Source organism: Ornithinimicrobium cryptoxanthini, assembly GCF_023923205.1.
Taxonomy (GTDB): Bacteria; Actinomycetota; Actinomycetes; order Actinomycetales; family Dermatophilaceae; genus Ornithinicoccus; species Ornithinicoccus cryptoxanthini.
The window spans coordinates 1,069,418-1,082,562 of sequence record NZ_CP099490.1; the positions used below are offsets into that span (position 1 = coordinate 1,069,418).

Annotated in this window: 10 protein-coding genes; 6 read left to right on the plus strand and 4 right to left on the minus strand. The window is 70.2% G+C overall.

Annotated elements, in window-relative coordinates; all coding sequences use genetic code 11:
* Positions 1-8: 8 nt before the first annotated feature.
* On the minus strand, positions 9-1,646 hold the full coding sequence (locus NF557_RS05060; protein ID WP_252622258.1) for a S1C family serine protease: 1,638 nt from the start codon (positions 1,644-1,646) through the stop codon (positions 9-11).
* Between the two features lie 241 nt (positions 1,647-1,887).
* Between NF557_RS05060 and NF557_RS05065 the strand changes: the two genes are divergently transcribed.
* Positions 1,888-3,993 (plus strand): RecQ family ATP-dependent DNA helicase, encoded by a 2,106-nt coding sequence (locus NF557_RS05065; RefSeq protein WP_252622260.1) that lies wholly within the window; start codon positions 1,888-1,890, stop codon positions 3,991-3,993.
* A 20-nt stretch (positions 3,994-4,013) separates the two neighbouring features.
* Here the strand turns inward: NF557_RS05065 and NF557_RS05070 are convergent, their stop codons facing one another.
* Genes NF557_RS05070 through NF557_RS05080 form a run of 3 tightly spaced genes read right to left on the minus strand, consistent with a single transcriptional unit; the run spans position 4,014 to position 7,975 of the window.
* On the minus strand, positions 4,014-5,246 hold the full coding sequence (locus NF557_RS05070; protein ID WP_252622261.1) for an amidohydrolase family protein: 1,233 nt from the start codon (positions 5,244-5,246) through the stop codon (positions 4,014-4,016).
* A gap of 52 nt (positions 5,247-5,298) precedes the next feature.
* Positions 5,299-7,215, minus strand: coding sequence for an AMP-binding protein (locus NF557_RS05075; protein ID WP_252622263.1), 1,917 nt, complete (start codon positions 7,213-7,215; stop codon positions 5,299-5,301).
* On the minus strand, positions 7,208-7,975 hold the full coding sequence (locus NF557_RS05080; protein WP_252622265.1) for an IclR family transcriptional regulator: 768 nt from the start codon (positions 7,973-7,975) through the stop codon (positions 7,208-7,210). The genes NF557_RS05075 and NF557_RS05080 overlap by 8 nt, the downstream gene beginning before the upstream one ends.
* A 204-nt stretch (positions 7,976-8,179) precedes the next feature.
* Between NF557_RS05080 and NF557_RS05085 the strand changes: the two genes are divergently transcribed.
* Genes NF557_RS05085 through NF557_RS05105 form a run of 5 tightly spaced genes read left to right on the plus strand, consistent with a single transcriptional unit; the run spans position 8,180 to position 13,078 of the window.
* Positions 8,180-9,058, plus strand: a complete 879-nt coding sequence (locus NF557_RS05085; RefSeq protein ID WP_252622267.1) for an ABC transporter ATP-binding protein — start codon at positions 8,180-8,182, stop codon at positions 9,056-9,058.
* Positions 9,051-9,674 (plus strand): AMP-binding protein, encoded by a 624-nt coding sequence (locus NF557_RS05090; RefSeq protein ID WP_252622269.1) that lies wholly within the window; start codon positions 9,051-9,053, stop codon positions 9,672-9,674. The genes NF557_RS05085 and NF557_RS05090 overlap by 8 nt, the downstream gene beginning before the upstream one ends.
* 12 nt (positions 9,675-9,686) lie before the next feature.
* Positions 9,687-11,102 carry an AMP-binding protein gene (locus NF557_RS05095; RefSeq protein WP_256855735.1) on the plus strand — a complete coding sequence of 472 codons (1,416 nt, stop codon included), beginning with the start codon at positions 9,687-9,689 and terminating at the stop codon, positions 11,100-11,102.
* Between the two features lie 31 nt (positions 11,103-11,133).
* The gene (locus NF557_RS05100; RefSeq protein ID WP_252622271.1) at positions 11,134-12,006 is read left to right on the plus strand and encodes a branched-chain amino acid ABC transporter permease; all 873 of its coding nucleotides are present in this window, start codon (positions 11,134-11,136) and stop codon (positions 12,004-12,006) included.
* Between the two features lie 7 nt (positions 12,007-12,013).
* The gene (locus tag NF557_RS05105) at positions 12,014-13,078 is read left to right on the plus strand and encodes a branched-chain amino acid ABC transporter permease (RefSeq protein WP_252622273.1); all 1,065 of its coding nucleotides are present in this window, start codon (positions 12,014-12,016) and stop codon (positions 13,076-13,078) included.
* Positions 13,079-13,145 lie beyond the last annotated feature (67 nt).

Genomic DNA, 13,145 nt, shown 5'->3' on the forward strand with positions numbered 1-13,145 from the left:
GTCTTCGCTCAGTCGGTGTAGTAGTTGAAGGTGGCGAAGGCGTGGTCGAGGGCGAGGACGTCGCGCTCGTGCATCATCTGCAGGAGCAGCAGGGCGGTGAACGAGCCGTCGTTGGGGGTGGCGGCCAGGACGACCACCTGGTTGCCCGAGCCACCGCAGTCGCTGTAGCGGTGGTAGTAGCCGGTGTAGAGGCCGTCGGTGTAGTCCGACTGCCCGTCGTCGGCGCAGTCCGCGGCGAAGTCCATGCGCTCGATCAGCCCCTCGAGGTCCTCGGTGGTGTCCGTGACCGTGTAGATCAGACCCGGCTCCGTCCACGTGGTGTTGAGCCGCTCGATGCTGGGCGCGGCCTGGATGAACGGCTCGCCGGTGTCGACGGAGACGGCGGTGACCCGGTCGGACCACTCGGTGGGCACCTCGACCAGGATCGAGTCGGTGTCGTCCACGACGGTCTCGTAGGTGTAGGCCTCGGCCGACTCGCCGCTGCCCGCGGCGACCTCGTCACCGATCTCTTCGACGAAGGACATGACCGGCACCATCGCGGCGTCCTCCTGGATCGGGTTGTTGAGCTCACCGCGCAGCACCTCACCGGTGTCCCAGCGCAGCACCTCGATGGAGACCGGGGTGCCCTCCCCGGAGGTGCGCAGCACGTCGCAGTACTCGGCCATGGTGCCGGTCGGGGCCATCGGCAGCCCGTTCAGGTGGGTGATGATGTCGCCCGGCACGACCTTGGCCCGGGCCGCCGGTGAGCCGGCCTTGACCCCGCTGACCCACAGGCCGGTGACGTCGAGCGAGGCGTCATACACCGGCATGGCGTTGACGCCGAGCGACTCGTAGTCCCCGTCCTGCAGGTGGGAGACCACCTCCTGGGCGAGGGTGTGGTCGATCGCGTACTGCTGACGGACCATGTCCTCGGGCAGGTAGCCGGAGAAGTGGATGCCGGTCACCTGACCACTGGTGTTGAGCAACGGGCCGCCCGAGTTGCCGGGGTGGGCGGCGGCGTCGTGCTCCAGCGAGTGGTCGACCGAGGCCCAGGTGAGCTCCTCACTGGCGGCACGTGCCTTGGAGACGATGCCGCGGGTCAGGGTGTATTCCGGGTCGCCGAGCGGGAAGCCGGCGACATAGATCTCCTGGCCGACCGAGATCGGCTCCTGCGACCAGCCCAGATAGGGAAGTGGCTCCGGCTCGCTGATGTCGATCAGGGCCAGGTCGTTGCACTCGGAGGCGCCGACGACGCGGGCGTTGTAGCTGCGGGTGGTGTCGCCGCCGATGAAGACCTCCAGGGTGGCGGCCCCGGTCACCACATGGTTGTTGGTCACCGCCAGACCGTCGGAGCCGATCAGGAACCCGCTGCCGCTGCCGCCGCCGACGTAGTTGCCGAACTCGGGGTGGCGCATGCCACCGGCGGCCTGGATCTGGATGACTGCGGGCTGGGCCTCCAGGTGCGTGGTGATCAGGGAGCCGGCGTCGGCCGGGCTGGCGGTGCTGACGCCGGAGTCGGCCGGGGCGGCGGGGGCGGCGGTGGCCGGAGCCTGGTCCGCGCTGACGGTGACGGTCTCGACGGTGGGTGTCTCACCGGTGCCGCATGCGGTCACGGTGAGGGCGAGCAGCGGGATGGCGGCGGACAGGACTACGCGGGTGCGGGTCACGATCTTCACTCCTGGTGGGACGTGGGCGGACCGGACACGATCTGTGGTGGTCCGACCCCGGCCCCGGTGTGGTGTGGGGCTCACAGTGAACCTAGGGAGGACCGAGGGTGGTCCGCGTCGGCCCAGAGGATGGTCCGGGAGGCAGGAAGGAGGTTGTGGTGTCGATCTGGAGGATGACGCCGGACTCGAGCCTGTGGACGGGGCGCCGGTCCTGTCGGTGACGGCCCGTAGCGTGTGGTTCATGAGCGAGCAGGCACACGAGGCACTCCGGCGACTGGTCGGCCGGGACGACGCGGAGTTCCGGGAGGGACAGCTCGACGCGATCCAGGCGCTGGTGGACCGGCGCGAGCGGGTCCTCGTCGTGCAGCGCACCGGCTGGGGCAAGTCGGCCGTCTATTTCGTGGCCACCGCACTGCGCCGGGCCGCGGGCGCGGGACCGACCGTGATCGTCTCGCCGCTGCTGGCGCTGATGCGCGACCAGATCGAGGCGGCCCGGCGGGCGGGGATCACTGCCGTGTCGATGAACTCCGCCAACGCCGAGGAGTGGGGCTCGGTGCGCCAGCAGCTGACCGACGACAGCGTCGACGTCCTGCTGGTGAGCCCCGAACGCCTCAACAACCCGCGCTTCCGAGAGGAGCAGCTGCCCGACCTCGCGGCCCGTTGCGGGCTGCTCGTGGTCGACGAGGCGCACTGCATCAGCGACTGGGGACACGACTTCCGGCCGGACTACCGGCGGATCCGCACCCTGTTGGCGGGGCTGCCGGCGGACACCCCGGTGCTGGCGACGACGGCCACCGCCAACGAGCGGGTGGTGCACGACGTCGTGGAGCAGCTCTCCGTCGGCGGCGACGGGAGCGTCCGTGCGGTCAGCACGATCCGCGGGCCGCTGGCCCGGGCCTCGCTGCGTCTCGGCGTCCTGGAGATGGAGACCCCGGAGCGTCGCATCGCCTGGCTGCTGGCCCACCTGGGTGACCTGCCCGGCAGCGGCATCGTCTATGCCCTGACCGTGTCCGCCGCCGAGGACCTGGCCGCGACCCTGAGCTCGGCGGGACACCAGGTCGCTGCCTACACCGGGCGCACCGACCCCGCAGACCGGTTGGAGCTCGAGCGACGACTGCGGGACAACGAGGTCAAGGCGCTGGTGGCCACCAGCGCCCTCGGCATGGGGTTCGACAAGCCCGACCTCGGCTTTGTCGTGCACCTGGGGGCGCCGAGCTCACCGGTGGCCTACTACCAGCAGGTCGGCCGGGCCGGTCGCGCCACGGACAACGCGGATGTGCTGCTGCTGCCGGGGGTCGAGGACCGCAACATCTGGGCCTACTTCGCCTCGGCAGCGATGCCGCGCCAGGAGCAGGCCGACGCGGTGCTGACCGCGCTCGCGGGGTCGGGCAAGCCACTGTCGACCGCCGCGCTGGAGACTCTCGTCGACGTGCGTCGCACGAGGCTGGAGCTGCTGCTGAAGGTGCTCGATGTCGAGGGCGCGGTCGAGAAGGTCCAGGGCGGCTGGACCGGCACCGGGCAGCCGTGGACCTACGACGCCGAGCGCTACACCCGAGTGGCGGAGGCACGCGAGCGGGAGCAGCAGCTGATGCTCGACTACCAGCGGACCGACGGGTGCCGCATGGCCTTCCTGCAGCGGTGCCTGGACGACCCGACCGCTGCGGACTGCGGCCGCTGCGACCGGTGTGCGGAAGCGTGGTACCCCACCGATATCCCGGCCGAGGCCGTCGACCGGGCCATGGGCCAGCTGTCCCGGGTGGGCGTGCCGGTCGAGCCACGGGCCCAGTGGCCCACCGGCATGGACCGGCTCGGGGTGCCGGTGCGTGGCAAGATCCCGTCGGGCGAGGCGATGGAGCGGGGCCGGGTCCTGGCGCGGGTCTCCGACCTCGGCTGGGGTCAGCGGGTCCGCGAGCTCGTGCAGGGACCGGACGCGCCGGTGCCCGACCAGATCGTCAACGCGGTGACCAAGGCGCTGGCCGACTGGGACTGGGCCCAGCGACCGGTGGCGATCGTCTCGGTGCCCTCGCGCAGCCACCCCGAGCTGGTGGGCTCCCTGGTGCGGCGCATCAGCGAGCTGGGGCGACTGCCCTATCTGGGGGAGCTGAGCGCCCCCAACGGCGGGCCGACTGGGGAGTCCGGGGGCAACAGCGCCTTCCGGCTGGCCGCGGTCTGGGAGCAGCTCACTGTGGGACCCGAGCTGGCCCAGCAGCTCGCCCGTCTGCAGGGACCGGTGCTGCTGGTCGATGACCTGATCGACTCGCGGTGGACGATGACGGTCGCCGCGCGGGCGCTCCGGCTCGCGGGTGCCGAGGCGGTCCTCCCGCTGGCCCTGGCCCAGGCCGGCTGAGTCTGACTCGCCCTGGCCGGTCAGACCAGCTGCAGGCGGTCGGCCACGACGCGCCCGGCGCGCAGCACCGTGCGGTCGTCCGGGCGGTCCATCACCGCCGAGGTCACGGTCTCACCCGGGAGCAGGAGCAGATCCGCAGCGTCGCCGACCGCCAGACCAGGACGATCGTCGACGGCGCGCAGCCGGGTGACCTGGGGGTCGACGATGGACCGGCCGCCGCGGGTCGCCACGGCCACGGCGTGCTCGATCAGGGCGTCGGCCCGATAGCCGAGGGTGAAGGCGAGCTGCCAGGTGCGGTCGAGCATGTCGCCGTTGCCGTAGGGCGACCAGTAGTCGCGCTGGCCGTCCTGTCCGAGCCCGACGCGCACGCCGGCAGCGGTCAGCTGGTCGACCGGCAGCCGGGACCGGCCACCGGGAGCGACCGAGGCCAACGCGATGTCCGCTTCCGCCAGCCGCTCGAGCAGACCGTCGACCCTGGTGGGGTCGTCGAACAGGGCGTAGCCGTGCGAGATCAGCACCTGCCCCTGCAGGCCCAGCGCCAGGGTGCGCTCGATGATCAGGTCGGCGCTGAACAGGCCCAGGTCGCCCGGCTCGTGCAGGTGTATGTCGACCGGTCGGCCGAACTTCTCGGCCAGCCCGAAGACGATGTCGAGGTGGCGCACCGGGTCGCGGTCCAGCGTGCACGGGTCGATGCCGCCGACCACGTCGGCCCCCGCGCGCAGGGCGTCCTCGAGCACCTGAGCGGACCCCTCCTCACGCAGCAGCCCGGCCTGGGGGAACGCCACGACCTGCACCTCGGCCCGGTCCCGGTGCGTCTCGCGCGCGGCGAGCACAGCCTCGAGCCGCTCGAGGCCGGCATCAGTGTCGACCTGTGCGAACGAGCGTACGGTCGTGGTGCCGTGCGCGATCTGCCGCCCGAGCAGGTTGGTCACGCGCTCGGTGATGCCCACCTCCGCCTCGCGCCAGTGGGCCCGGTCGTTGAGCATCATCGTCCAGACTCCGGGACCGCCGGTGTGCGGACGGAGGGGCAGACCGACCCGGTTGGAGTCCAGGTGGCAGTGGGCGTCGGTGAACGTCGGCAGGGCCAGCCGTCCGCGGCCCTCGAGGACGTCGTCGCGGCCAGCCGCGTCGCCGGCATCAACGGCAGTGATCGCGCTGATCACGCCATCAGCCACGGCGAGGTCGACCGCAGGGCCACCCCACGGGCGGACGTTGCGGATGGTCAGCGGGCGGGACGGGCTCGCGGAGGTCATGACGCCGACGCTACTCGGCTCACCGGGGCGGTCTGCCCAAGCCAGTGCGGGGCTACTGCCCGGCGGCGGCGAGGATCTGGGCCCAGGTGACCTGCCGCGGCGAGCCCGCACGGTCGGCGGTGGCCAGCGTGGCGATCGCGCGGGCCCGCTCGGTGCGGCCGAGCTCGTCGCCGAAGCGGTCGACGACCAGCAGCGCGCGCGGCCTCGCCAGCCCGCCCATCACCTCGCGGACCGCGTCCATCAGCTCAACCGCGACGGCGTCGAGGTCCGGCTCCGCCCCCACCTGGGTGGAGAGCGACACGGCAGCGATCAGCGCACGCCCGAGCTCGGGGTCCTTGCGCCACGTCACCTCGGCACCGGACACGTAGGGGTGCTCGACCAGCACCTCCCGGACCTCGCGCAGCGAGACCAGCTGGCCAGAGATCGACACGACGTCGTCGGTGCGGCCCAGGAACGCCACATGTCCGGACGGCTCGCGCAGCGCCAGGTCCCCGGTGGCGTAGGTGCCGGGGTGACGGGTCCAGTGGGCCTCGGCGACAGCAGCCTGCGAGCCGCCGACACCGACCATCGTGCCCGCCCAGGGCAGGTGGAGGACGGCCTCACCGACCTCACCGTCGGGCACCGAGCGTCCGTCGTGGTCCACGATGTCGAGGCCGCAGTCGGGCAGCTCCTGGTCCTCTGGGACGGTGCCCGATGAGTGGGCCGTGGTGCTGGTGACCCGCACGATGCCGCCCAGCTCCAGCTGGCCCCAGGCGTCGGCCACCTCAAGGTCGCCGGAGCCGAACGCCTCGGCGAGCCACCGTGCGAGCTCCTCCTCGACCGGCTCGCCGGCCGTGGCCACCCGCCGGAGCGAGGGGATCGCCGAGACCTCGGGCAGCTCGCGCGCCCAGCCGCGCACGGTGCGGGCCACCGACGGGCTGGTGACCATCGTCTCGACGCCATAGCGGGCGATGATGTCCCACGCCCGGGTGCGGTTCGGGACGTCGAGCGTCCCCTCATACATCACCGTCGTGTCCCCGAACGCCAGCGGGCCATAGATCCCGTGGAACTGGGTGACGGCCCAGGAGATGTCGCCGGCGCACCAGAAGACGCCACCGGTGCGCAGCCGCCGGTGCACCGCGAGCGCGCCGGCGAGCATGGTGGCCGTGCCGTGCACGACCGAGACCGGTTGACCGCCCCTGTTGGCGAGCGGCACGGTGGCGATCGGGTGGTCCGGGTCGAGCGGCACCGCGGCGGTGGCGTCACCGGAGTCGGGGGCGGACTGGCCGGGGCGGGTGGTGGCGACCAGGTCGTGATACCACCGGTCGCCCTCGAACCAGGCGACGTCCATGCCGGTCCGGCGCACCACGATGGTGTGCTCGACGGAGCCGCCCGCCAGCAGCGCCTCGTCGGCGCGGGCCTTCAGTGGCAGCACCGTCCCGTGCCGCCACGCACCGTCCTGGGTGAAGAGCACCTTCAGGTCCAGCAGGTCGAGCCGGTCGGCGAGGGGCTCGACCGGCAGCGGTGCGGGCACGATGGTGTGGACCGCCCCGATCCGGGCGCAGGCCAGCATCGCCACGACGGTCTCGGGCAGCCACCCCAGGTGCAGGCCCACGCGGTCCCCGATGCCGACGCCCATCCCACGCAGCGCGCGCGAGAGGGCGCAGACCTGCTCGTGCAGCTCGGCATACGTCATGGATCGTTGGTCGCCCGGCTCGCCCTCCCAGTGCAGGGCGACCTGGGTGGCCCGCTCTGCCAGGTGCCGGTCGAGGCAGTTGACGGACAGGTTGAGGCTGGCGCCGGCAAACCACCGGCCGGAGCGCTCGCCGGGTTGCCAGAGGTCGGAGTATGGCGTGTCGAACGTGATCAGGTCGGCGACGGCGACCCAGCTCTGGGGTGGGGGAGTGCGCAGCGCGCCGTGCGTGGTGGCCGGGACGCGCTGGGAACGGGTGGTCTCGGTGGAGGCGGTGGGGAGCGGCTGCTCAGGCATGACCCAGTGTCCTCCCTGCGGCCCGGGACGCGCGGGCCAGATGGCTGGCGATCTTGGCGACCCGCTCCGTGTCCGAGGTGTTGTCGACATTGGCGGCCAGGGCGGCGACGGTCGTGCCCTGTCCGTCGACCAGGGGCACGGCGACCTCCGCCGAGACCGTCGGGTCGTCAGGCTCCAGCGCCAGGAAGTCTGCTCCCGCCCACTGCCCGCGGGCCTTCGTCGCCTCCGCAGCGACCAGGTCCAGGGCGCTGGCCCGGTCCAGCGCCCGTTGCCAGGACTCATCGCTCCCGCGCGCGGCGAGCAGACGGCCACCCGCCGTGGACAGGGCGGGTGCGACCCGGTGGGTGTCGCGGTAGGGCCCGCGGTCCGCGCCGTCGACGCGGTCGATGTAGACCACCTCGCCGTGCACCAGCGTCGCGACGTGGACTGTGCTGTCGAGCTGGTCGCGCAGCTGGGAGAGATAGGGCCCGAGCGCGCCGAGCAGCGGCAGTCGGGACAGGTAGTGGTTGGACAGCCGGGTCAGCTCCGGCCCCAGGCCGTAGCGGGAGGTCTGCGAGTCCTGAACCGCCAGGTCGGCGAGCACGAGCGAGCGCAGCAGGCGGTGGACCGTCGGGATCGACATCTGGGAGCGCTCGGCCAGATCTGTGAGCTGCTGGTAGGCCGGGCCCTCGCCCAGCAGCTCGAGGAGACGCACCGCGTTGCGGACCGTCCCCAGCCCCCCGCGCCCGTTCGTCGACTCGACCGCCCCTCCGGTGCCCATCGGTGCCTCACATCGTCTCGGGGACTGGCGCGGCGGCCGGTCCGTCTGCCGGGTATGTCGCCATGGCGGACCCCGATTTCAACTGTCGCACCCAGTGAACCATACTCCGTTGCGACTTTCCGGTGAAGGTACTTGTCTTTCAGATAGTGAAAACGTAGAGTCACTTCCCGTCAGGGTTCCATCGTTGAAACCAAGGAGTGGCCAGTGCTCACCAGGGCCTACCAGCACTCACTGCGCGGCAGTCATCTGCCGGCCGGCCAGCCAGTGCTCGAGGTGGACAACATCTCCCTGCGCTTCGGCGGTGTGAAGGCACTTCGCGACATCTCGCTCACCGTCACCGAGGGCAGCGTTCACGCCATCATCGGTCCGAACGGCGCCGGCAAGTCCTCACTGCTCAACTGCATCAGCGGGCTCTATCACCCCCAGGAGGGGCAGATCCGGCTGCACTCGGCCCCGCTGGCCGCCGACGGGACCACGGGAGAGGTGCGCACGCACCTGCTCACCAGCCTCCCGCCATACAAGATCGCGCGGTTGGGGGTGGCCCGGTCGTTCCAGAACATCGAGCTGTTCCACGGCCTGACCGTCCTTGAGAACCTGATGCTCGGCCGGCACATCCACATGAAGAAGAGCGTGCTGGCCTCGATGCTCTGGCTCGGCCCCGCGCGCAAGCAGGAGATCGAGCACCGGCACCTGGTCGAGGAGGTCATCGACCTGCTGCAGCTGCAGGCCGTGCGCAACAAGCCGGTCGGCTCCCTGGCCTACGGCGTCCAGAAGCGGGTCGAGCTCGGGAGGGCCCTGTGCCTGCAGCCGGCGCTCCTGCTGCTCGACGAGCCGATGGCGGGCATGAACGCGGAGGAGAAGGAGGACATGGCCCGCTATGTCCTCGACGTGCACGAGCTGGCCAACGTCACGGTCGTCCTCATCGAGCACGACATGAACGTCGTGATGGACATCTCCGACCGGGTCACCGTCCTGGACTTCGGCGCGAAGATCGCCGACGGCACCCCCGACGAGGTCAAGGCCGACCCGGCCGTGGTCGAGGCCTATCTCGGCGCCGAGGACGAGGAGGAGGACCGTGGCTGAGCACCAGCAAAACCTCCCCAAAAATGCGGGGGAGACCGACAAAACCTCCCCAAAAATTGGGGGCGACACGTTCCCGCGCCTGCTGCTCGGGCTGGCGGCGGCGCACCCGGACGATGTGGCGATGCAGGAGAAGCAGTACGGCATCTGGCAGCCGATCACCTGGGCCAACTATGCGCAGCGGGTCAAGGAGACCGCCCACGGGCTGGCCGCCCTGGGGATCGAGCGCGGCGAGATCGTCGCCGTGCTCGGCGACAACCGGCCGGAGTGGCTGATCGCCGAGCTCGCGGCCCAGAGCATGGGCTGCGCGGTCGTCGGCATCTATCCCACCTCGATCGGCGAGGAGCTGCGCCACATCCTGACCACCTCGCGCGCCCGGGTCGTCATCGCCGAGGACCAGGAGCAGGTCGACAAGCTGCTCCGGCTGCTGGCGGAGGAGGCACCGGCCGGCGGAGAGCCCCTGCTCGTCGAGCGGATCGTCTACTACGACCCGCACGGACTGGAGGAGTATGACGACGCCGTCCTGCTCGAGTTCACCGACCTGGAGGCGAGGGGACGGGAGCGCGCAAGCACCGAGCCGACCTGGTTCGAGGACCAGGTCGAGGCCGGGTCGACCTAGGACATCGCGGTCATCTGCACCACGTCGGGCACCACGTCCAAGCCCAAGCTCGGTGAGCTGTCGCACCGCAACCTGCTCACGATGGGTCGTCACCTCACCGAGATCGACCCGATCGGCCCCAAGGACCGCTACGTCTCGTTCCTGCCGTTCGCCTGGATCGGGGAGCAGATGCTCGCCGTTGCCTGCGGGCTGTCCAACGGCGTGACCATCTCCTTCCCCGAGGACAGCGCCACCCAGCGCAGCGACCTGCGTGAGATCGGGCCGGACGTGATGTTCTCGCCACCGCGGATCTGGGAGTCGATGCTCTCCGAGGTCCAGGTGCGCATCGACGAGGCCGGCTGGCTCAAGCGCAAGGTCTTCGGCTGGGGCTACGACACCGGTGACAAGGTCGCCGCCATGCGGGTCAGCGGCAAGAAGCCGGGCCCGGGCCTGGCGCTGACGCACAAGCTGGCTGACGCCGTCGCCACCCGCCCGGTGCGTGACCAGCTGGGGCTGGCCCGGATCAAGCGCGGCTACACCGGCGGTGCGCCGCTGGGGCCGGACGTGTTCCGCTTCTTCCACGCCATCGGCGTCAACCTCAAACAGCTCTACGGGCAGACCGAGATCTGCGGCATCGCCGTGGTGCACCGTGACGACGACATCGCCTTCAACACGGTCGGCTCGCCGATCCCGGGCACCGACATGCGGATCACCGACGACGGGGAGATCCTGCTGCGCTCGGCCTCGGTCTTCCGCGGCTACCACCGCAACCCCGAGGCTACGGCCGAGGCGGTCGACGCCGACGGCTGGCTGCACACCGGTGACGCCGGCTACATCGACGAGTCCACCGGACAGCTGGTCGTCATCGACCGGCAGAAGGACGTGCTCACCGCCGCCGACGGCACCCGCTACTCCAGCGCCTTCATCGAGAACAAACTGAAGTTCAGCCCGTATGTCGAGGAGGCCGTGGTCTTCGCCCCCAGCGACGAGCCCGGCGACGCCGGAGGTATGACGGCACTGATCACCCTCGACCCCGGCACCGTGGGTTCGTGGGCCGAGCACGAGCGGCTCAGCTACACGACCTACACCGACCTCGCGGCCAAGGACGAGGTCTATGACCTCGTCGCCGAGGAGATCACCCGCGCGAACGAGGACCTGCCCGAGACGATCCGGGTCCAGCGGTTCGTCCTGCTGCACAAGCAGCTCGACCCCGACGACGACGAGATCACCCGCACCCGCAAGGTGCGGCGCAACGTCATCGCCGACCGCTACGGCGAGATCATCTCGGCGCTGCACCGCGGTGACGACAAGGTGCACATCCGCAGCCGGGTGACCTATCAGGACGGCTCCTCCGTGGAGCGCGACCTGGGCCTGGCGATCTTTGACCTGACCGCTTACACGATCCCGCAGGGCCGGGGCCGTCGACCCGTCTGGAGTGGGCGCCGATGAGTGAGGACCTGAGCATGAGGGAGGAGGAGCGTTGAGCAACTTCATCAACCAGTTGGCCTACGGCCTGGCTGACGGCTCGATCCTGGCGCTGGCCGCGCTCGGCTTCGTGCTGATCTACAAGGCGACCGGTGTGATCAACTTCGCCCAGGGCGAGTTCCTGCTGGTCGGGGCCTACATGTTCTACACGGCGTTCGTCGTGCTGGGCCTGCCGCTCGTCGCGGCCGTCGCCTTCGGTGTGGTGGTCGCCACCATCCTCGGTGTCCTGGTGGAGCGGCTGATCCTGCGCCCGATGGTCGGGGAGAACCCGATCAGCATCATCATGGTGACCATCGGGTTGTCGATGCTGCTCAAGGCGCTGGTGCAGGCGTTCTACGGCACCTCGCCCAAGAGCCAGCCAGCGATCCTGCCGCGCAGCTCGGTCGAGTTCCTGGGGGCGACCGTCCCGCTCAACCGGCTGCTGGCCATCGTCATCGCTGCAGTGGTGCTGACCGCCTTCACCATCTTCTTCCGCAAGTCCCGGCACGGCATCGCCATGCGCGCCGTGGCCGATGACCAGCAGGCGGCGATGACGATGGGCATCTCGGTGCGCCGCATCTTTGCGATGGCGTGGGCGCTCGCCGCGATCAGCGCGCTGATCGCCGGCGTGCTGCTCGGTGACATCTCCGCGGTCGACCAGAACATCGCCTCGTTCGGACTCCTCGTCTTCCCCGTGGTCATCCTCGGCGGCCTGGACTCGGTGCCCGGCACGATCGTCGGCGGGCTGACGATGGGCCTGCTGACCCAGTTCACCGCTGGCTACTGGGACCCAGGCCTGGCCACCGTCATCCCCTACATCGCTCTCGTCCTGATCCTGCTGGTGCGTCCTTACGGCATCTTCGGCGAGACCCGGATCGAGAGGGTGTGAGCTGACGATGGCTGCTACCGCTACCGGAATCCATCACCGGAGCTACCACTCCGAGCTGCGCCTGCGGGCCACCAAGGCTGAGTACTTCCGGCTCGGACTGATGACCGTGCTCCTGCTAGTCGTGCCGTTCGTGCTGGACAACTTCTGGCTCTCGATCGCCAACACCATCCTGATCGCCGTCATCGGTGCCGTCGGGCTGAACATCCTGGTCGGCTACACCGGGCAGATCTCCCTGGGCCAGGGCGGCTTCATGGCAGTCGGCGCCTACAGCTCGGCCATCCTCTCCGACCGGATCGGCCTGCCGACCCCGCTGGCGATCATCTTTGCCGTGCTGCTCACCGCAGCCGTCGGCGTGTTCTTCGGACTGCCCGGTCTGCGCCTCAAGGGGCTCTACCTGGCGATCGCCACCCTGGCCAGCCAGATGATCATCGAGTTCATCATCCGACGCTGGTCCTGGTTGACCGAGGACAAGGGCTACATCAACGTCGAGCGCTTCGAGGTCCTCGGCTTCAAGGTCGGCGGCCGTGAGGTCTTCGAGCAGCAGTGGTACTGGATCCTGCTGATCCTGGCGGTGCTCACCGTCATCACCGCACGCAACATCTTCCGCACCGGCCTGGGCAGGTCCTTCATGGCAGTGCGCGACCAGGACATCGCCGCCGAGGCCATCGGCGTCAACCTCACCCGCGCCAAGCTGACCGCGTTTGCCGTGTCGTCCGGCTTCGTCGGCCTGGCCGGTTCGCTCACGGCGCACTACAGCGAGGTCGTGTCGTGGGAGAAGTTCACCCTCGACGTCTCGATCCTCTATCTGGCGATGATCATCGTCGGCGGACTCGGCAGCATCGCCGGTGCCGTCTACGGAGCCATCTTTATGACCCTGCTGCCGGAGCTGATCCGCAGGCTGGCGAACGCACTGGAGTCCTCCATGCCGTTCCTGGCCGACCAGCTCCCGGCCGTCCGTAATGCCGCCTTCGGCGTCATCATCATCGCGTTCCTGATCTTCGAACCACGAGGGCTGGACCGCATCTGGCAACGGATGAAGGACTACTTCAGGTTCTGGCCGTTCCGCTACTAACCCGCGACCACCCCGGCGCCAGCCGGCCTCGGGACCTCAGACACAGCAAGTGACCATCCATGAAGGA